The organism is Pseudomonas sp. Irchel 3A5 (assembly GCF_900187575.1).
Lineage (GTDB): Bacteria > Pseudomonadota > Gammaproteobacteria > Pseudomonadales > Pseudomonadaceae > Aquipseudomonas > Aquipseudomonas folii.
Map to the genome: position 1 here is coordinate 24007 of NZ_FYDU01000021.1, position 19509 is coordinate 43515.

Annotated in this window: 17 protein-coding genes; 12 read left to right on the forward strand and 5 right to left on the reverse strand. The window is 57.9% G+C overall.

Annotated elements, in window-relative coordinates; genetic code table 11:
* The first annotated feature begins 69 nt into the window (after positions 1-69).
* Entirely contained in the window at positions 70-1428 is a 1359-nt protein-coding gene (locus CKW31_RS26945; protein ID WP_095101798.1) for an MATE family efflux transporter, read from the forward strand.
* Here the strand turns inward: CKW31_RS26945 and CKW31_RS26950 are convergent.
* The 5 genes from CKW31_RS26950 to CKW31_RS26970 all read right to left on the reverse strand — a co-directional run bounded on the left by CKW31_RS26950 (position 1400) and on the right by CKW31_RS26970 (position 7483).
* On the reverse strand, positions 1400-2809 hold the full coding sequence (locus tag CKW31_RS26950; protein ID WP_095101800.1) for a contractile injection system protein, VgrG/Pvc8 family: 1410 nt from the start codon (positions 2807-2809) through the stop codon (positions 1400-1402). The two genes, CKW31_RS26945 and CKW31_RS26950, sit on opposite strands and share 29 nt — an antisense overlap.
* A gap of 303 nt (positions 2810-3112) precedes the next feature.
* The gene (gene speA / locus CKW31_RS26955) at positions 3113-5026 is read right to left on the reverse strand and encodes an arginine decarboxylase (RefSeq protein ID WP_095101802.1); all 1914 of its coding nucleotides are present in this window, start codon (positions 5024-5026) and stop codon (positions 3113-3115) included.
* A 147-nt stretch (positions 5027-5173) separates the two neighbouring features.
* Positions 5174-5545, reverse strand: a complete 372-nt coding sequence (locus tag CKW31_RS26960) for a translation initiation factor Sui1 (RefSeq protein ID WP_095101804.1) — start codon at positions 5543-5545, stop codon at positions 5174-5176.
* A 318-nt stretch (positions 5546-5863) separates the two neighbouring features.
* The gene (locus CKW31_RS26965) at positions 5864-6400 is read right to left on the reverse strand and encodes an NUDIX hydrolase (protein ID WP_095101806.1); all 537 of its coding nucleotides are present in this window, start codon (positions 6398-6400) and stop codon (positions 5864-5866) included.
* A gap of 3 nt (positions 6401-6403) precedes the next feature.
* Entirely contained in the window at positions 6404-7483 is a 1080-nt protein-coding gene (locus CKW31_RS26970; protein ID WP_095101808.1) for a DUF2333 family protein, read from the reverse strand.
* 508 nt (positions 7484-7991) lie between these two features.
* Here CKW31_RS26970 and CKW31_RS26975 point away from each other — a divergent pair.
* The 11 genes from CKW31_RS26975 (at position 7992) to fis (ending at position 19434) form a co-directional block, all read left to right on the forward strand.
* Positions 7992-8492: a Bro-N domain-containing protein gene (locus tag CKW31_RS26975; protein WP_095101810.1), complete on the forward strand. Its 501-nt coding sequence runs from the start codon at positions 7992-7994 to the stop codon at positions 8490-8492.
* 125 nt (positions 8493-8617) lie between these two features.
* Positions 8618-10276, forward strand: coding sequence for a diguanylate cyclase (locus tag CKW31_RS26980; protein WP_095101812.1), 1659 nt, complete (start codon positions 8618-8620; stop codon positions 10274-10276).
* A 289-nt stretch (positions 10277-10565) separates the two neighbouring features.
* Positions 10566-12353, forward strand: a complete 1788-nt coding sequence (locus tag CKW31_RS26985; protein WP_176469997.1) for a protein-disulfide reductase DsbD — start codon at positions 10566-10568, stop codon at positions 12351-12353.
* Between the two features lie 129 nt (positions 12354-12482).
* Positions 12483-12935 carry a type II 3-dehydroquinate dehydratase gene (gene aroQ, locus CKW31_RS26990; protein ID WP_095101818.1) on the forward strand — a complete coding sequence of 151 codons (453 nt, stop codon included), beginning with the start codon at positions 12483-12485 and terminating at the stop codon, positions 12933-12935.
* An 81-nt stretch (positions 12936-13016) separates the two neighbouring features.
* Entirely contained in the window at positions 13017-13472 is a 456-nt protein-coding gene (accB, locus tag CKW31_RS26995; protein ID WP_095101820.1) for an acetyl-CoA carboxylase biotin carboxyl carrier protein, read from the forward strand.
* Between the two features lie 17 nt (positions 13473-13489).
* Positions 13490-14836 carry an acetyl-CoA carboxylase biotin carboxylase subunit gene (gene accC / locus CKW31_RS27000; protein WP_095101822.1) on the forward strand — a complete coding sequence of 449 codons (1347 nt, stop codon included), beginning with the start codon at positions 13490-13492 and terminating at the stop codon, positions 14834-14836.
* 155 nt (positions 14837-14991) lie between these two features.
* The gene (locus CKW31_RS27005) at positions 14992-15456 is read left to right on the forward strand and encodes a hypothetical protein (RefSeq protein WP_095101824.1); all 465 of its coding nucleotides are present in this window, start codon (positions 14992-14994) and stop codon (positions 15454-15456) included.
* 111 nt (positions 15457-15567) lie between these two features.
* Positions 15568-16446 (forward strand): 50S ribosomal protein L11 methyltransferase, encoded by an 879-nt coding sequence (gene prmA / locus CKW31_RS27010; protein ID WP_095101826.1) that lies wholly within the window; start codon positions 15568-15570, stop codon positions 16444-16446.
* Positions 16447-16469: 23 nt separating this feature from the next.
* Positions 16470-17792, forward strand: a complete 1323-nt coding sequence (locus tag CKW31_RS27015) for a DUF3426 domain-containing protein (protein WP_095101828.1) — start codon at positions 16470-16472, stop codon at positions 17790-17792.
* 311 nt (positions 17793-18103) lie between these two features.
* The gene (gene dusB / locus CKW31_RS27020) at positions 18104-19117 is read left to right on the forward strand and encodes a tRNA dihydrouridine synthase DusB (protein WP_027901363.1); all 1014 of its coding nucleotides are present in this window, start codon (positions 18104-18106) and stop codon (positions 19115-19117) included.
* Positions 19114-19434, forward strand: a complete 321-nt coding sequence (fis, locus tag CKW31_RS27025) for a DNA-binding transcriptional regulator Fis (RefSeq protein WP_027901362.1) — start codon at positions 19114-19116, stop codon at positions 19432-19434. Before dusB ends, fis begins: the two co-directional genes overlap by 4 nt.
* Positions 19435-19509 lie beyond the last annotated feature (75 nt).

Sequence of the window (19509 nt, forward strand, 5' to 3'; positions counted from 1 at the left end):
AAGCGTCCAACTTTTGCGGTGCAGTTCACTTCGGGTCCTCTACAATGCCCGCCTTGCCCGGGAGCTTTCATGTCAAACCTGCTCAACGACTGGCGCGATCGCGCTACCCATCGCAGCGTTTGGGCGCTGGCGGCGCCGATGATTCTGTCGAATATCTCCGTACCGCTGGTGGCGCTGGTCGACAGCGCGGTGATTGGCCATCTGCCCCACGCCCATCAACTGGGCGCTGTGGCCGTGGGCGCGACGCTGTACACCTTTCTCGCCTGGACCATGGGCTTCCTGCGCATGGGCACCACCGGCTTTGCCTCTCAGGCTGCGGGGCGCAATGACGGTTCTGCGTTACGTCAGATCCTGCTGCAAGGCCTGTTGCTGGCGATGGGACTGGCGTTATTACTTGGGGTGATCGGCCTGCCGTTCAGTCATCTGGCCCTGAGCCTCATGCAGCCATCCGCTGACCTGCAACAGCTGACTGAAGCATTCTTCCACACCCGGCTCCTGGGCTTGCCCGCCGCCCTGGCCGGTTACGCACTGGTCGGCTGGTTTCTCGGCACACAGAATGCCCGCGCGCCGCTGATGATTCTGTTGACCACCAACCTGGTCAACATCGCTCTGAACCTGTGGTTCGTACTCGGGCTGGACTGGGGCGTGGTGGGTTCGGCCCGTGCTTCTGTCGTCGCCGAGTGGACAGGCGCACTGCTCGGCCTGGCACTGACCCGCAAGACCCTGCTCGCCTGGCCGGGCCAGGTGCTGTGGCCCGCCCTTAAACGCTGGGGAAACTGGCGGCCGCTGCTGGCTGTGAACCGTGACATCTTCATCCGCAGCCTGGCGCTGCAATCGGTGTTTTTCCTGATTACCGTGCAGGGCGCACGGCTCGGCGATGCCACGGTGGCCGCCAACGCGCTGCTGCTCAACGGCCTGCTGCTGACCGCCCATGCGCTGGACGGGCTGGCCCATGCGGTTGAGGCGCTGTGCGGCCATGCGATCGGTGCCAAAAACAAGCTCGCATTGCGCCGCTCGCTGACGGTCGCCGGAGGTTGGTCGCTGATCGCCAGCGTGGCGTTCGCGCTACTGTTCATGGTCGCAGGCCATCTGTTTATCAGTCTGCAGACCGATATCGTTGAAGTACGCGAAACCGCTTTCATCTACCTGCCCTATCTGGCCGCGCTGCCCTTGCTGGCGGTCTGGAGTTACCTGCTCGACGGCCTGTTCATCGGGGCTACCCGCGCCAGGGAGATGCGTAACACCATGCTGGTCAACATGCTGCTGGTCGCTCCGTTCGCGTATGGGCTGCAAAGCTTCGGCAACCATGGCTTATGGCTGACGTTGCTGCTATTCATGCTGCTACGAGCGTTGACTCTGGGGTATGTCACGTGGAGACTGAGCAAAAGCGGTGCGTGGTTCAGCGCTCCGGATCAACATCAGACTTGAGCCCGGCGGTCATCTGAATTTGCGGGCTGCTCAGTTTCACTCCAGCAGCGTCGATGCTCAACGTGCTGTCACCGACGGTGAAAGACAATTCGCAGCCTTGCTGATAACTGACCCGCGAGCCACCTTCGATCTGAATCCATGACCTGCCATCCACGGCCGTTATAGGCATCAGGTTCACCTCAAGCTTTTCAGGCGGCGATGACGTTTTCGGCGATTCGGCAATGGCGTCCGTGGATTGCCACACACAGGCGCTGATCAGTGGCCGATCCATATCACCCTCGATAAAACTCACCACCACCGGCATGCCGCCACGCAGTGTCTTGCTCAGGTGTGTAGCCACCGGCAGCCAACAGTCGCCCCCTTCCCCGCCTTGCCCTGGATAACTCCAGTCAAATTGCACATTGATCCGGCCTTCGGCGTCAGCGCTGACAGGCTCATCTACCGCACCGACCACATAAGCACACTGAATCGTCGCCACACAGGCTCGCGGCTGAGGCGGCGGTTTGAAACCCGACTCCCACGGCGCGACCTGAAAATGATTGATGTACATACCCTTCTGAACAGTGGACACGCTGCGCAACTGACGGGTATCAAAGCCGCGGTGTACCACGCCCGTCACCAACCAAAGATGGTTCAGATCTTCCTGCGGATGCCCCATGAGCGGTAGCAAGTGCCCCGCCGAAACGAAGGGCAGTGTGCTTTCACCTTCGCCCTTCTGGCGTGTGCGATCCGATTGCTCGCCACCTTCCGTCACCGCAAAACGGATAACGCCCACCTGCATCGGTACCTGCTGAACGTTGGCCGTCGAGGTACGGCGAAAAACCCGTAAACCATCGCCAAACACCAGCTCATGGCCTTTTCTGGAATGGTGAAAGTGGTAGTGAATGCCCTCTTCCGCACATAACCGCTGCACCAGTTGCAGATCGGATTCCCGGTACTGCGCGCAGAAATCGCGCTTGCGGTACTCGGCTCGCAGATCAAAGCGGTAGCTGTCTTCGCGCAGACCATGTTCCAGCAGCACACGACTGATGATCTGTGGCGTACTCATGTGCTGAAACACCCGCGGCGTGTAGCGTTGCCCCAGACAGGCGAGCCGAGGCCCGATGGACAGGCGATAACACGCGGGGCCCGGTTTGAAGTGGCTGCGCGTGACACTGTGAATCTGCCCGTGCACGCCGGTTTTATCGTCTTGAAAACTCAAGAATGCGGCGCGATACATCAGGCTTTGCTGATCCAGATACGGTTCGTCGATCAGCACTTCCAGCTCAAAGACAAAAGGCTCGCTGATAGCCTCCGTTCCGGTGAACGACAGCACCTGCAACCGCCGAAACAGCGGAGCGATATCCAGATTGAAGGGGTGGTCGACGGCGGGGCCGGACATGGGGAAGGCTCTCTACAGGAACGCGGCCGTGGATTCTGGCCGAGAAGACGCGTGGGGTAGAGGGCGAAACGAAGAATAGGACGTTGCCTACAGAAGAATAGGAAAGTGGAGCAGAGAAGATGGTCTTAAGCTGGAATGCAGTCCCATGTGGGAGCGGTGCTTGCCCGCGATAAGAACACCTCGATTTATCCTTCAGACCGTGTTGCCTTTATCGCGGGCAAGCACCGCTCCCACATAAAATCGTATCTATTCAGTAACTAATTTTTGTTTGGCGGGAGCCAATAGGTTGGCTCCCGCGTCACATCAAGAAGACAGGTAAGAAGACCTTGTCAGCCCCAAACGCAAAGCATCAAGGAAATACGTGCGTTCACGCGGGGTGATTTTGGCGCTGGCGACTTTGTCCCGGTAATGGGTCATCAGTTCTTCCGGCGACAAGTGCACGTAGCGCAGCATGTCTTCGATGGTGTCGTGGGTTTCGATACCGGCGGAATAAACGCTGCCATCCGGGTTCTGGTAGATATTCACCGAGTCGGTATCACCGAACAGGTTATGCATGTCGCCCAGAATTTCCTGATACGCGCCAACCAGGAACACGCCCAGCAAATAGTCTTCGCCTTCGTTCAGGCCATGCACTGGCAAGCTTGTTTCGATGCTTTGCTCGTCCACGTACTGATTGATCTTGCCGTCAGAGTCGCAGGTCAGGTCTTGCAGCACCGCACGACGCAGGGGCTCTTCGTTCAGGCGGTGCAGGGGGATGATCGGCAATACCTGATCGATAGCCCAGGTGTCCGGCAGGCTCTGGAATACCGAGAAGTTGCAGATGTACTTGTCGGCCAGCTTGTCGTTGAGCTCGTCCAGCACCTGACGATGGGAGCGTTGACGCGCTTTCAACGAGTTGTGCAGGCGGCGGCAAACGGCGAAGTAGCACTGCTCACCCAAGGCTTTTTGCGACAGGGATATCTTGCCATCGGCGTACTGGGTCGCAATGTCACTCATGTAGTGAGTGGCGCGCCAGTAGGTTTCGGTGACCATTTCGATATCGGTCGGGCCGAGCAGATCGACCAGCCACTGCAGGGTTTCCGGCAGGCTTTCCTTGTCTTCGATCACGGGGACTTCGTCGTTGTGCTTCTCGACGTCGGTCACCTGAATGACCAGCATTGCATGGTGAGCGGTCAGCGAGCGGCCGCTTTCCGAAAAAATGTGCGGGTGCGGCAGGCCCTGCGCGTCGCAGAACTCTTTGAGCATGCCCACGACAACACCGGCGTAATCGTCCATGTCGTAGTTGATGGAACTGGCATTGCGCGAGTGAGTACCGTCGTAATCGACACCCAGGCCGCCGCCCACGTCGATGTGGTCCACCGGCAGACCAAGGTTACGCAGCTCGCCGTAGTAACGGATCGCTTCCTTGAAACCGTGCTGATAGTCCGCAAGGTTGGCGATCTGCGAACCCATATGGAAGTGCAGCAACCGAATACCCTGATCCAGACCCGCTTTGCGGAAGCGATCAACGACGGACAGCAACTGCGCCGCCGACAGACCGAACTTGGATTTTTCACCACCGGTATCGGCCCATTTGCTGGACGCCAACGACGACAGACGAACACGCAAGCCCACCTGCGGCGCGACTTTGAGCTCGGCGGCCTCTTCGATCACCAGTTCAACTTCGGATTCTTTCTCGATCACGATGAACACGTTGTGACCCAGTTTCTGACCCATCAGCGCCAGACGAATGAACTCACGGTCCTTGTAACCGTTGCAGACGATAGTGCCGCCTTTCGGGGCCAATGCCAGCACTGCCATCAGCTCCGGCTTGGAACCGGCTTCCAGACCGATGGACACGTTCTGGGTAGCGATGATGTTTTCAACCACCGCCTCCTGCTGGTTCACCTTGATCGGGTACAACGCGGTGTACTGGCTCTGGTACTCCAGACGCGCAATATTGGCGTCGAAGGCACCGGTCAACTGACGCACACGGTCTTGCAGAATATCGGGGAAACGCACCAGCAATGGCAGGCTCAGCCCACTTTTGCGCAGGTCGTCGACCTGCTCGTAAAGATCGATAGGCGAACTGCCCGGCCCATTCGGACGAACCTCTACACGGCCCGCTTCATTGATCGCGAAATAACCAGCGCCCCAATGGCGGATACCGTAGACACTGCGGCTATCCGCAACGGTCCATTGGCTGCCATCGTCTTTACGTGTGCGTCGTACGGACATCGAAGTCCCCTATAAAAAAGTCTGGTAGCGCCAGCCATAGACAGGCTGGGCGCAGTGTAAAGAGTGCAAGTGACGGTTTGGTGCCAGGCACTGATGGAAAGTAGACCCGCGATGCAAGCCAGAGTTTGCCTGCGGTCCGCAGAGCCATCAGCCGCCGGATTTCTTCGCCTTGAAGCCCTGCTTGATCAGCTCGGCCAGCAGCAGTTCGACGTGATCGCCCTGAATCTCGATCACCCCGTCCTTGAGCGCTCCGCCGGTGCCACATCGTTGTTTGAGGGTTTTGGCCAGATCCTTGAGGCCGTCTTCAGGTAATGGCACGCCGGTAATAGTCGTTACCGTTTTACCGCCACGGCCTTTGCTTTCGCGGCGCACACGGGCAATGCCATCCCCTTCGGGAATAAGCGTCTGTTTGCAGATGCAGGCATCAATGGGCTGACGACAGTCGGGACAATGCCGTCCCGCGTCGGTGGAAAATACCAGGCCACCCAGGGCGGCGAAGGATGAGGCTTTTTTAGCCACCGCAAATCCTCTTGTTGAGGACTGAAGATTGGTCGACATCCATAAAGGGTCGGCCGCGAAGCCCCACTCAGGCAGGGGCAGCGCAGCTGGACGGAAAACCCCGGCCAGCTTGAAAAGGTCGCGCAGTGTAACGGCAAAAAGCCCGGTTGCTAAGGGCCAATGTGCGCCAATTTACTCAACATTTGCGACGTAGGGGATGACTCGTCATCTAACTGATCACTGCGTCATGTGGGAGCGGTGCTTGCCCGCGATAAGGGCACCGCGATCCAAAGTGAATCGCGTCCAGCCTTATCGCGGGCAAGCACCGCTCCCACAGGATTAACGCGTCGCTCCCAGATAGCGCTTCAACGCCGCCACCGAATCCGGGCAATAAGGCTTTTGTTCGGCTTCGCGCAGGGCCTCATTCACAGGAATGAAACGCGCCTCCAGCACCTCTTCGGGCTGCAACGTCAAAGGCCCGTCCCAGATCGCCGAAAACACCGCGCACCAGAGCCGGTTGCCCGGTTGGTCGAAGAAAAAGTGCTCATGCTCGGTCAGCGGTACGCCGCTGACGCCCAACTCCTCAGCCAGCTCCCGTGCAGCGGACTCGGTGTAGCTCTCGTCGGCCTGCACCATGCCGCCCGCTGCTACATCCCAATAACCGGGATAAATGGCTTTGCTCAGCGTACGGCGATGCACGCAAAGCTCGCCTGCGGAATTGAACAGCAGAATATAAGTGCCACGCCCGATCAGCCCTGCCTCACGCAATTGCGAGCGGACCATGCCCCCAAGTGGCTGATCCAGCTCATCAACCCAGGCGATCAGTTCGGCGTCCGAGGCGGCGCGGTGCGCAGCCTCGGTAGCTGAGAACGACATCGATCAGCCCTGGGACAGCAGTTGACGAAGGTCGATCACAGCGGCGTTGGCGCGGGAAATATAGTTGGCCATGACCAACGAGTGGTTAGACAACACGCCGAACGCACTGCCGTTGAGCACCATCGGGCTCCACAGCGGTTCTTGCGACGCTTCCAGCTCACGAATGATCTGACGCACGCTGACGGTGGCGTTCTTTTTGGCCAGTACGTCGGCAAAATCAACTTCGATGGCGCGCAGCAAGTGCGAAAGCGCCCAGGCCTGACCGCGTGCTTCATAGAACACGTCGTCGATTTTCAGCCATGGCGTTTCAACGATTTCCTCATCCACCTGTGGCACCTCGCCCGGTTTCACAGCAACCAGCGCCTCGGTTTTCAAGGTGCTGTTGAGTTTCACACGGCCAACACTGGCCGAAAGACGCTGCGACAGCGAACCCAGACGGGTGTTGACGTCGCCCAGCCAGTTACTGAGATTGTCAGCGCGCGCATAAAACAGCGCAGTTTTTGAATTAGGGTCGGACAGACGCTCTTCGTAACGATTCAGTGCCGCAATACCGTCGCGGTACTGAGACTCACTGGAAGGCAGAATCCAACTGTTGTTGCTGAAGTTGAACAGCGGCTCAGCGCGGGCCAGATCACCATCTTCAGCCGATTGGGACTGGGAACGGGAAAAATCCTTACGCATGGCACGGCTCAAATCCCGCACCTGGAACATCACGCCGTATTCCCAGCTGGGAATATTGTCCAGCCACAGGCCAGGCGGGAAGCGGTCGTTGGACAAATAGCCGCCACGTTTTTCAAGCAGTGTGCTTACAACGGTTTTAAGGGTTTCAACAGTGGTGTAACCAATCACCATCTGCTTGCCTTCACGCTCGGCCGCAGCCTGAGCGTTTTGCTGGACGGGAAACAACGCCGGTTCACTGCTCCAGTACCAGCCGATCAGCAAGGTGACCACCAGGTAAATCGCAACCACGGCACCCAGCGCACGGCTGTAAAACAGCCCACTCAGGTACCCGCGGCGCTTGACCGAAGACGGTTCATCGACGCGCTCTTTCGCGCTGCCTGCGCGGTTCTTCCAATCCAGCATGGCTATGTCCTTTCAATCACAGGGTTCAGTGCTCTGACCGCAACCTTACAGCAAGGTGCCTTTTGCAGGTATGTCAGGGTGGGAGGTTTTGTTAAGGATAGTCACCCAGCAAATGCAAAATCTGTAGGAGCTGCCGAAGGCTGCGAACGCAATCCTCCTGAAACACCGCCATCGCAGCCTTCGGCAGCTCCTACAGGGGTTGGTGTTGTTGCCTATGAAACAACCACAACAAAAGCAGAAACGTCCTACAGCATTGGCCATTGACCCAAAACGGCTGCTCTTTGATCATTCCGCCCCTGAGCCTAAGAACTCTCAAACCCGTTTATTCCCGCCACGACAGCGGTCTTTCTGCGCCTGCGCTAAGGTCACTTAGCGCAGCCGTTTATGCATCTGCACGTCTGTCATGTCGGGAGTCGGCTAATAAAAGACCCTGCGGGGGAATATGCTGGCACCAGGTTTGGGTGTTCTTAGCTCCCGACGCCTTCAGCTAATAACAAGGACAGACAGCATGGACACGCCTTTCGAACCCCTACGCTTCACCCATCAGAAACGCCATCTGCACGCCCTGATCATGGAGCAACAAGCCTGGTTCTGTGCCCGCGACCTGGGCCGCTTGATGGGTCTGTTCCTTGAAAACCGTCTGGTCCGCAAACTCGACCCCGACCAGCGCTGCACCCTGAACCTGAACTACTACGACGAAGCCCAGGAAATGCTCATGGTCAGCGAGTCTGCGGCGTATGCCTTACTGGTCCACCACCATCACCCGGGCAATAGCCAGTTGCGCCAGTGGATCACCCACGAAGTCATGCCCACGCTATTCGCTGCTCGACTTCATTCACTGCACAACAGCCCGACGCCCGCACGACTGGAATGGCAAGGCGGCGAGCTAAGCGTTATTCATTGGCAAAATGAGCCGTGGATCAGGCTGCGGGATATGCCAAGTCTGTTGCCGGGGCGAGAAGCATTACCTTCAAAAACCGAGAAATGGAGCGCCACAACCGGGCGATGAGGGGCAAAAACCGTCCAGTCATCTAAATGTTGCCAACTATTTGACTTGGGGTACGTGCTAGGCGGAAAGTAGGTGGTAGCATAGCGCCAGCAGTGATCCATCAGAGAACACACACGTAGCCCGATATGACCGAGCCAGCAGATCCAAATCGCGATCGTCTCAAACATCACTTCGCTCAGCGCGTCATTCATCAGGCACGTCAGATTCTTGAGGCCTGGCAGCGACTGCAGCAGGGCGAGTGGACTGCGACGGATATGGCGGAATTTCAGGATGCCAATCAGCGTCTGCTACGTTTTGCCGAGCGTTTTGAGCAAATCGAGCATATCGAGCTGGCCCAAGCCATCAATGCGTCGCTGGAAGCGGTCGAAGCGAATCGTGGACGGTTAACCAGCAACCTGATTACTGAACTCAACAGTTTGATGCAGCGGCTGTCCCGCACAGGTCTGCGTCATGGCGATCGTTTCGAGCAAACCTCGCTACCGCCGTTGCGCAAGCCTATCTATATCGCGCTGCAGGATTTCGAACGCGCCGAGCGCTTGAGCAAGCAGCTGGACTTTTTTGGCCTGTACGCTCAGGCGCTGGACGGTCTGAGTGATTTCCAGACAGCCATGGCTCATCGTCATCCCTCTGCCATCGTGATCGATGTGGATTTCTGCGGCCCGGGCGAAGGCCTGAAACTGGCGGCGGGTGTCCAGCAGGGACTTGAGCAAAAACTGCCGCTGATTTTTTTCAGCCATCACGAAACGGATACCCCGACACGTCTGGCCGCTGTGCGCGCCGGTGGCGAGGAGTTTCTGACCGGTACGCTGGAGGCTTCGAGCCTGTTGGAGAAAATAGAAATCCTCACCTGTGTGGCGCAATACGAGCCTTACAAGGTGCTGATCATCGATGACTCCCGCGCCCAGGCCTTGCATACCGAGAGACTGCTCAACAGTGCCGGGATCGTGACCCGTACGTTGCTTGACCCGATCCAGGCCATGGCCGAGCTGGCAGACTTCCAGCCGGACCTGATCATCCTCGACATGTATATGCCGGGCTGCACCGGTACCGAACTGGCCAAGGTGATCCGTCACAACGACCGTTATGTCAGTGTGCCGATCATTTATCTGTCTGCTGAAGATGATCTGGACAAGCAGCTGGACGCCATGAGCGAAGGCGGCGATGACTTCCTGACCAAGCCGATCAAGCCGCGCCACCTGATTACCACCGTGCGCAACCGTGCTGCGCGGGCACGCAACCTCAAGGCGCGCATGGTTCGGGACAGCCTGACCGGCCTTTATAACCACACTCATATCCTGCAACTGCTGGAAGACTGCTGCTTCCGTGCCCGCCGGGAAAATCAGCGGCTGTGTTTCGCGATGCTGGATATTGATCACTTCAAAAAGGTCAACGACAGCCACGGCCATCCCATGGGCGACCGGGTAATCAAGAGCCTGGCGTTGTTCCTCAAACAGCGGCTGCGCAAGACGGACTACATTGGCCGTTATGGCGGAGAAGAATTCGCCATCGTGATGCCTGACACGGATATCCAGAGCGCTCATTTCACGCTGGATGAAATCCGCCGGCGCTTTGCTGAAATCCATTACCCCGCGCAACCCGCCGATCTGTTCTGCACATTCAGCGCTGGTGTTGTGGAAATGGGTGACAAGGACGACAGCCTGCTGCTGGCCTCCCGCGCCGACGAAGCGCTGTACCGGGCAAAACATGCCGGGCGTAATCATGTGTTTCTGGAATATGACGCGAAGCAGAGCTCGATGCTGCTGAGTGTGGCTGACAAGGCCTGAGTTCGTCAGCACGCAAACGCTCCCATCAAAATAAAGTTATAACTACCTGAATAGATGAGATTTTTATGTGGGAGCGGTGCTTGCCCGCGATAAGGCTGGGCGCGATCTAAAGTGAACCGCGTCCAGCCTTATCGCGGGCAAGCACCGCTCCCACATGGCTCTTTATTGCCACACGACAACGCGGTGTCTGATGGCCTACGCCCTTGGTAACCCCTTCTTACAAACCCCATTCCTGCACACCTTGAAACACTCCGCTATCATGCGCGGACTTTTGCGACTCGAGACTGCCATGCGCCGTTTGCTCTGCCTGTTGCTGTTGATCCTTGCCCTCCCCGCTACTGGCGCAGGCCTGCTGGACAGCCGCCCGAATGCCACGCTGGGTGGCGCGGCGCTGGATAACAGCAAAGACTTCCTGCCTGTCCGTCAGGCATTTCAGCTGAATCTGATCGACACCACTGCCGAGTCGATCAAGCTGCGTTTCGTCGCCACCGACGGCTATTACCTTTATCGCCATCGTTTTCAGTTCCGTACCGAACCCGCTGACATCGGTCTGGGCGCTGCGCAGTTACCGGATGGCGAGAAGAAGCACGACGAATATTTCGGCGACGTTGAGGTTTACCACGGCATCCTCGACATCGACCTGCCACGCAAACCGGGCGATAACCGGCCGTTCACGCTGGTGGTGACCTATCAAGGCTGCGCCGACAAAGGCTTGTGTTACCCGCCTGAAACCGAGCGACTGAGTATCGGTGACCCCGCCGTCGCCGCTGACAGCACCGTAACGGCCCCGTCATCCACCACAGCCCGGAGCTGGAAAGAACTGGCCTTGTTCTTCCTCGCAGGTATCGGCCTGACCTTTACCCCGTGCGTATTGCCCATGCTGCCGATTCTATCCGGCGTGGTATTGCGTGGTCAGGTGGGTGGGCTGCGCGGCTTGAGCCTGTCGCTGGCTTACGTGTTGCCGATGGCAATCAGTTTTGCGGTCCTTGGCGCATTGATGGGCATGTTCGGCGCGGGCCTTAATTTACAGGCGCGGCTGCAATCGGCCTGGGTGCTGGTGCCGTTTTCGCTGTTCTTCGTGATTTTTGCGGTGGCAATGTTCGGCGCTTTCGAACTGCGTCTGCCGCAAGCCCTCAGTAATCGACTGGATCGTATCGCAGGCAAGACCGAAGGCGGCTCGTTGTGGGGCGCGGCGGTGCTGGGTGTGGTTTCCAGCCTGCTGGTTTCGCCTTGTGTGTCCGCACCGCTGGCCGGTGCGCTGCTTTATATAAGCGCCAGCGGCGACGCGCTGGGTGGTGCGTTGAAGCTGTTCGCGCTGGGCCTGGGCATGGGCGCTCCGCTGCTGCTGGTAGCAACAGGCGGCGCGACATGGCTACCGAAAAGCGGCCCATGGTTGGTGACGGTCAAGAACGCCATCGGCGTGCTGTTGCTGGGTCTGGCTATTGCCTTGCTCAGTCGCATACTGCCAGGCCAGATCACCTTGTTGCTGACCGGCCTGCTGGCGGCTGGCGTAGCGGTGTTTTTGGGTACGCTGGAGTTTGGTCCGAAAAACACTCGCCAACGGCTGGCGCAACTGCTGGGGCTTTTTTTACTGGTCTATGCGCTGACCTGCTGGTTCGGCGCGTGGAGCGGTCAAAGCGATCCGACCCGCCCACTTGGCCGACCACAAGCTGCACTGAGCAACAATGGCACAGCGACCGCTAATACGTCCGACTGGCAGACAATCACCAGCGCAGCGGAACTGGACCGGGTGCTGAGCGAAGCAAAAAATGCAGGTCAGCCGTTAATGCTCGATTGGTACGCGGACTGGTGTATCAGTTGCAAGGTCATCGAGCATGAAGTCTTGCCGGATCCCGATGTGATCACCCAGCTCGAAGGCTATCGCCTGATTCGTTTTGACATGACTGACAGCAATGCCGAGCAACGCGCCTTGCTGGATCGATACAAGCTGTTTGGTCCGCCTGCCCTGCTGATCTTCGGCAAAAATGGTGAGGAGCGCAGCGATGTTCGCGTCGTCGGCGAAATCGACGCAAAAGGCCTTGTAGAGCGCCTGATTAGAGCAAATGACCAAATTTAATCGTTGAGTCACAAACTTTTCGCGAACTTCGGTAATCGTGCGAGCTATTGCAGTTAACTGGACAGTACATGGATGTTTGCGGCATAGTCGCCGGGCTTTGATGCTCGTAACCATAACAAGGATCATCCGATGGCGACTCTTCTGGTACTGCATGGCCCCAACCTTAACCTGCTTGGAACCCGCGAGCCGGGGATCTACGGCGCAGTCACTCTGCCCCAGATCAATCAGGACCTGGAAAAAAGGGCGCGTGAAGCCGGCCATCATCTGATGTATCTGCAAAGCAATGCCGAGTACGAATTGATTGATCGTATCCATGCCGCGCGTGATGAAGGTGTGGATTTCATTGTGATCAATCCAGCCGCATTTACGCACACGAGTGTTGCAATACGTGACGCGTTGCTGGGAGTGAGCATCCCATTCATCGAAGTGCACCTCTCGAACGTGCACAAGCGTGAAGCCTTCCGTCATCACTCCTACTTTTCAGATGTTGCGGTAGGTGTGATTTGCGGCCTTGGCGCCAGCGGATACCGAATGGCCCTTGAAGCCGCCCTGGAACAATTGGCCGTCAGTTCGAAGCCATGACCGCACAGCCACAGGCTGCGCTGCATGACCCGAACCACTAACAACTTTTACCCCTGACCGACCCTTGGGAGTTGATGATTAATGGATATCCGTAAAGTCAAGAAACTGATCGAACTGCTGGAAGAGTCTGGCATCGACGAACTGGAGATTCGTGAAGGCGAAGAATCCGTACGGATCAGCCGTCACAGCAAGACTCCAGCACAACCGTACTACGCGCCTGCTCCGGTAGCCGCGCCAGTTGCAGCGCCTGCTGCTGCCCCGGTTGCTGCCGCTGCTGAAGCACCTTCGGCACCGAAACTGAACGGCACCGTTGTCAAATCGCCAATGGTAGGTACGTTCTACCGCACTCCAGCACCTGGCTCGCCAGCGTTCGTTGAAGTCGGCAAGACGGTCAAGAAAGGCGACACCATCTGCATCGTTGAAGCGATGAAAATGATGAACCACATCGAAGCTGAAGTCAGCGGTGTGATCGAGTCGATCCTGGTAGAAAACGGTCAGCCGGTTGAGTATGACCAGCCGCTGTTCACCATCGTTTGAACCGGGGAGAGCCTGCGATGTTGGAAAAAGTCCTGATCGCCAACCGCGGCGAAATCGCCTTGCGCATCTTGCGTGCCTGTAAAGAACTGGGCATCAAGACCGTCGCGGTCCATTCCACGGCAGACCGTGAGCTGATGCACCTGGGTCTGGCGGACGAAACTGTCTGCATCGGTCCGGCGCCAGCCAACCTGTCGTACCTGAACATCCCGGCCATCATTTCCGCTGCGGAACTGACTGGCGCTACAGCGATTCACCCGGGCTACGGCTTCCTCGCGGAAAACGCCGACTTTGCCGAACAGGTGGAGAAATCCGGTTTCGCCTTCATCGGCCCGAAAGCTGAAACCATCCGCCTGATGGGCGACAAGGTTTCTGCCAAGGACGCCATGAAGCGTGCCAACGTACCGACTGTTCCGGGTTCCGACGGCCCGTTGCCGGAAGACGAAGAAACCGCGCTGCGTATCGGCCGCGAAGTGGGCTACCCGGTGATCATCAAAGCCGCTGGCGGCGGTGGTGGTCGCGGCATGCGCGTTGTACACAAGGAAGAAGACCTGATCGAAGCGGCCAAGCAGACCCGCGCTGAAGCGGCTGCCTGGTTCAGCAACCCGATGGTCTACCTGGAAAAATACCTGACCAACCCGCGTCACGTGGAAGTCCAGGTCATTTCCGACGGTCAGGGCCACGCGATCCACCTGGGTGACCGCGACTGCTCGCTGCAGCGTCGTCACCAGAAGGTTCTGGAAGAAGCGCCAGCACCGTTCATCGATGAACAAGCCCGTAAAGACGTGTTCGCAGCCTGCGTAAAAGCGTGCATCGACATCGGCTATCGTGGCGCCGGTACGTTCGAGTTCCTGTACGAGAACGGCCGTTTCTACTTCATCGAGATGAACACTCGCGTTCAGGTAGAGCACCCGGTTTCGGAAATGGTCACCGGTATCGACATCGTCAAGGAGATGCTGAGCATCGCCGCTGGCAACAAACTGTCGTTTACCCAGGATGACGTTGTCATTCACGGGCACTCGCTGGAATGCCGGATCAACGCTGAAGATCCGAAGACCTTCATCCCGAGCCCAGGCATGGTCAAGCACTTCCACGCGCCAGGCGGTAACGGCGTGCGGGTCGACTCGCACCTGTACAGCGGCTACAAGGTTCCTTCGAACTACGACTCGTTGATCGGCAAGCTGATCACCTGGGGCGCGACCCGCGACGAAGCCATGGCTCGTATGCGCAACGCTCTGGACGAAATCGTGGTCGACGGCATCAAGACCAACATCCCGCTGCACCGTGATCTGACCCGTGATGAAGGCTTCTGCGAAGGCGGCGTCAACATTCACTACCTGGAACACAAGCTGGCTGAACAGAAATAACGTTCATCAGCAAATGTTCTAAGCCTGAAGGCCCCGACTTGTCGGGGCCTTCTCGTTTGTGGGCGTGCAACTGTCATTTCTGACAGTTGTTCCAGTTGCCGCGATGGGGCAATCCTGAATCTGCGCATGACGCGCTTATCCATGGAGACCTTATCATGAGCAACCAAAGCAAGGACCCGATTGAAGCTTCGGAGAATGGACTGAAAGCAGTCGGCGATTTTCAGTGGAGCCACGTGCACGGTCAGATCGTTGCTGATTCCATTAACGCTGAGTGGCAAGACGGCGCCTGGCTGATCTACGCCAGCAAAGGCAATCCACAACGCCGCGACTACCAACAATTTCATCTGCGCATACCTGCTGCAACGGCCGAAACTCCCATCCAGCACCAATTCATTTCCCAGCCCGGAACACCCGAACCGGGATTTGTGTACACCTACATCTGGAACAAGCCGTCAGGGCCTGATGACTTTGATGCGATCCGTGTCGGCATGGAAGGCTATGTTCATGTCGATTTTGCGCCTGAGGGTCAGCGATTTTCAGGACAATTAATGTACATAACTCCACCTCAAACCAACCTGAACCTTGAAGGAGACGGCACTTACGATTTCAAGGTGCAATAAGCGCCGGGCTAATTGGCGGGTTCCCTGATACGGGATGTTTGCCAGCGAGCATTTACGACGAACCTGAAGTAAACTTCGCGGCTTTCCTGCTATTTCCATAGGTAACCCGCCATGCCCTGGCTGCAAGTCCGTCTCGCCATCAGTCCAGAACAAGCCGAAACCTACGAAGACGCCCTTCTCGAAGTCGGTGCCGTATCGGTCACGTTCATGGACGCTGAAGATCAGCCGATCTTCGAGCCGGAACTCAACACCACGCCGCTGTGGTCGCACACGCATCTGCTGGCATTGTTTGAAGCCGACACTGACGCCGAGCACGTCCTTGCGCACCTGCGCCTGCTGACCGATGCCGAGCTGCCGGAGCACATGAGCGAAGTGATCGAGGATCAGGACTGGGAGCGCAGCTGGATGGATAACTTCCAGCCGATGCGTTTCGGTCAACGCCTGTGGATCGTACCGAGCTGGCACGCTGCGCCGGAACCTGAAGCCGTCAACCTGCTGCTGGATCCGGGCCTGGCGTTCGGCACCGGCACACACCCGACCACCGCCCTGTGCCTGGAATGGCTCGACGGTCAGGACCTGAACGGCTGCGACCTGCTGGACTTCGGTTGCGGCTCGGGGATTCTGGCCATCGCTGCCCTGCTGCTGGGGGCCAAACAGGCGGTCGGCACCGATATTGACGTGCAGGCACTGGAAGCGTCACGAGACAACGCCGGTCGCAACAACATTGCGCCGGAGCGCTTCGAGCTGTATCTGCCTGAAGACATGCCACCCCAACACGCCGATGTTCTGGTCGCCAATATTCTTGCTGGCCCGCTGGTAGCCCTGGCTCCACAGTTGGCCACACTGATTAAAACCGGTGGTCGCCTGGCGCTTTCCGGCATTCTTGCCGAACAGGGCGAAGAAGTTGCTGCTGCCTATGCCGACACCTTCGAGCTGGATCCGATCGCCAACCGTGACGGTTGGGTTCGCATCACTGGCCGTCGCCGTTAATAGCCGCTTAACCGGATAGCCGCATGACCGACAGTTTTGTCACTCAGTGCCCGCACTGCCAGACCAGTTTCCGAGTCAGCCACGCACAATTGAGCGTGGCACGCGGCGTGGTGCGCTGCGGTGCCTGCCTGCAGGTTTTCAATGCTGCAAAGCAACTGTTGGAGCAGCGCAGCAATCAGCAGCCAGCTCCGCAACAGGCAGAATTGCCGGTAACGCCCGCTCCCTCTACTCCGGTAGTCGTTGAAACACTGCCGATTGTGCAAAGCGAGGTGGTTGCAACCCAGCCACCAGCAACCGAGCCCGTTCAGGCCTCGCAGTCATGGCGCGGCAACGCCATGGATCTGGACAACCTGGATCTGGACGAAGAACTCGCTCGCCTGGAACAGCGTGAAATCCAGTTACCCGAGACGTTCGGCCGGGAGTCGTCCCGTAACGATGACACGGCATTGTCTGCGCGTCGCGATGGCACACAGACCGATTCTGATGACTGGGTCGACAGCCTGCACAATGACGACGTCAGTCAGCTACCCGAATTGCACGCAGAAGTGATTCCGGAACCCGAAATCCTGCCGGAGGCGGAAGCCAATTCCCGTGATGGCAGGACCGAACCTTCGTTTTCGCCAGGTGACAGCCATCTGGATGACGACGAGCCCACGCTCTCCGCTCCGGCTCCGCGCAAGACGTCTAGCCATGAAAAGCCGCAACGCTTTTCGGCGCTGGATAACGACAGTGATGAAGAGCCGGACGAGCCGCTACCGGAACCTCGTTCACGCCGCGAACGCACAGAGCCTGGCGTGCGTGATCAGGCACTGCTGGACCTGACCGACGATCCGTTGCAACTGGACTGGCAGCCCCCCAAATCCCGCTGGGGCCGCAAGCTGATCTGGACGCTGCTCACCTTGATCGCCTTGGTCGGACTGGCCGGGCAATACGTGTGGTATCACTTCGACGAACTGGCACGCCAGGATCAGTACCGGCCGTGGTTTCAGATGATCTGCCCGCAGATCGACTGCAAGGTCCCGTCCAAGGTCGATATCAAACAGCTCAAGAGCAGCAATCTGGTCGTGCGCAGCCATCCCGAATTCAAAGGCGCGCTGGTCGTGGATGCAATCATCTACAACCGCGCGTCATTTTCTCAGCCATTTCCACTGCTGGAACTGCGTTTTGCCGATACCAGTGGTCAATTGATTGCCAGTCGTCGCTTCAAGCCTGCGGAATACCTGAGTGGCGAAATCGCCGGCAAGGAAGAAATGCCACCGCAGACGCCGATTCACATTGCGCTGGACATCCTCGATCCGGGCGCCAAAGCCGTGAACTACAGTCTGAGTTTTCGCTCTCCCGAGTAACCGACCGGCGACAACGAACGACGAAATGACCCGCCGCTGATCGGACGCAATTCAGCCCCGGAAGTGCCAGCAGCACGTAACGACAGCGCAGTACACGAAAAAACCGTGATCTGCCCGGCAACAACTGTTCAGATTTTATCCAATTCAGCCTTTATCCAGTCATCGAGAGCGGGTATCATGCCAACCCTTTTTCTTACTCTGGATTCGGTCTGAAAGGCGCGCAAGCACTTGTCAGGCCGGGCTCGAACGGACCGTGTAGATAACACATTACACACGGTTTGCCATGATTCGGCCCCACAACAGGCACACCTATGTCGGCGGTACGCATCGGTCCGTATACATTGCAGAACGGCTTGATTCTCGCTCCTATGGCGGGCGTCACTGACCAGCCTTTCCGTCAGCTTTGTCGCCAGCTTGGCGCAGGCCTGGTGGTGTCTGAGATGGTCACCAGTGACATGAGCCTGTGGAACAGTCGCAAATCGCGTCTGCGCATGATCCATGAAGGTGATCCCGAGCCGCGCTCGGTACAGATCGCTGGTGGTGATCCGCAGATGCTTGCCGATGCCGCGCGCGCCAATGTCGAACTGGGCGCGCAGATCATCGACATCAACATGGGGTGCCCGGCCAAGAAAGTCTGTAACAAGGCTGCTGGCTCAGCGCTATTGAAAGACGAACAACTGGTGAGCGAGATCCTGCAGGCCGTTGTCGCCGCAGTCGACGTGCCGGTCACCCTGAAGATTCGTACCGGTTGGGACCGGGACAACAAGAACGGCCTGACGGTGGCGAAAATCGCCGAACAGGCAGGCATTCAGGCCTTGGCCGTTCATGGACGGACCCGCGCCGATCTGTACACCGGTGAAGCCGAATACGACACGATTGCCGCAATCAAGCAGGCCATTTCGATTCCGGTGTTCGCCAATGGCGACATTGATTCACCCCAGAAAGCCCGGCATGTGCTGCAAGCCACCGGTGCCGACGGGCTGTTGATTGGACGGGCTGCTCAAGGGCGCCCGTGGATTTTTCGCGAAATAGAACACTACCTGCGCACTGGCGAAATATTGCCAGCGCTGCAGTTGGAGGAAGTGGAACGCATTCTGCTAGAGCATCTGGCAGCGCTTCACGTTTTCTACGGCGATGTGCTGGGCGTGCGAATAGCGCGCAAGCATGTTGGCTGGTATCTCGCAACCTTGCCGGGCGCCAGGGAGTTTCGCGCCCACTTCAATCGTTTGCAAGATACGGAAGCACAGTGCGCCAACGTTCGCGAGTTCTTCAGCGAACGCTACAAAAGCCCGAAAACAGGGCAAGAAGAAGAGGTGGCCGCATGACGATGATGACTGAGACTTTAGTGAGTGGAACGACACCCGTGAGCGACAACGTCAATTTGAAACAGCACCTCAACACGCCGAGCGAAGAGGGCCAGACCCTGCGCGGCAACGTTGAGAAGGCGCTGCACAATTATTTCGCCCACCTTGAAGGTGCTTCCGTCACTGACGTCTACAACCTGGTGTTGTCAGAAGTCGAGGCGCCACTGCTCGAATGTGTGATGAACTACGTCAAGGGTAACCAGACGAAAGCGTCCGAGCTGCTGGGCCTGAATCGCGGCACCTTGCGCAAGAAACTCAAGCAGTACGACCTGCTTTAAGCATTCCATACAAAAAAGGCGACCCTTATCGAGGTCGCCTTTTTTGCTGAATCCATTTGCTTTTGCCTTGATGGA

Coding starts and splice junctions, on each gene's coding strand:
- CKW31_RS26980 (WP_095101812.1), top strand. CDS start 8,618: ATGACCGAGCCAGCAGATCCAAATCGCGATCGTCTCAAACATCACTTC.
- CKW31_RS27015 (WP_095101828.1), top strand. CDS start 16,470: ATGACCGACAGTTTTGTCACTCAGTGCCCGCACTGCCAGACCAGTTTC.
- aroQ (WP_095101818.1), top strand. CDS start 12,483: ATGGCGACTCTTCTGGTACTGCATGGCCCCAACCTTAACCTGCTTGGA.
- CKW31_RS26965 (WP_095101806.1), bottom strand. CDS start 6,400: ATGTCGTTCTCAGCTACCGAGGCTGCGCACCGCGCCGCCTCGGACGCC.
- CKW31_RS26945 (WP_095101798.1), top strand. CDS start 70: ATGTCAAACCTGCTCAACGACTGGCGCGATCGCGCTACCCATCGCAGC.
- CKW31_RS26950 (WP_095101800.1), bottom strand. CDS start 2,809: ATGTCCGGCCCCGCCGTCGACCACCCCTTCAATCTGGATATCGCTCCG.
- CKW31_RS26985 (WP_176469997.1), top strand. CDS start 10,566: ATGCGCCGTTTGCTCTGCCTGTTGCTGTTGATCCTTGCCCTCCCCGCT.
- accB (WP_095101820.1), top strand. CDS start 13,017: ATGGATATCCGTAAAGTCAAGAAACTGATCGAACTGCTGGAAGAGTCT.
- prmA (WP_095101826.1), top strand. CDS start 15,568: ATGCCCTGGCTGCAAGTCCGTCTCGCCATCAGTCCAGAACAAGCCGAA.
- fis (WP_027901362.1), top strand. CDS start 19,114: ATGACGATGATGACTGAGACTTTAGTGAGTGGAACGACACCCGTGAGC.
- speA (WP_095101802.1), bottom strand. CDS start 5,026: ATGTCCGTACGACGCACACGTAAAGACGATGGCAGCCAATGGACCGTT.
- CKW31_RS26975 (WP_095101810.1), top strand. CDS start 7,992: ATGGACACGCCTTTCGAACCCCTACGCTTCACCCATCAGAAACGCCAT.
- CKW31_RS26970 (WP_095101808.1), bottom strand. CDS start 7,483: ATGCTGGATTGGAAGAACCGCGCAGGCAGCGCGAAAGAGCGCGTCGAT.
- accC (WP_095101822.1), top strand. CDS start 13,490: ATGTTGGAAAAAGTCCTGATCGCCAACCGCGGCGAAATCGCCTTGCGC.
- dusB (WP_027901363.1), top strand. CDS start 18,104: ATGTCGGCGGTACGCATCGGTCCGTATACATTGCAGAACGGCTTGATT.
- CKW31_RS27005 (WP_095101824.1), top strand. CDS start 14,992: ATGAGCAACCAAAGCAAGGACCCGATTGAAGCTTCGGAGAATGGACTG.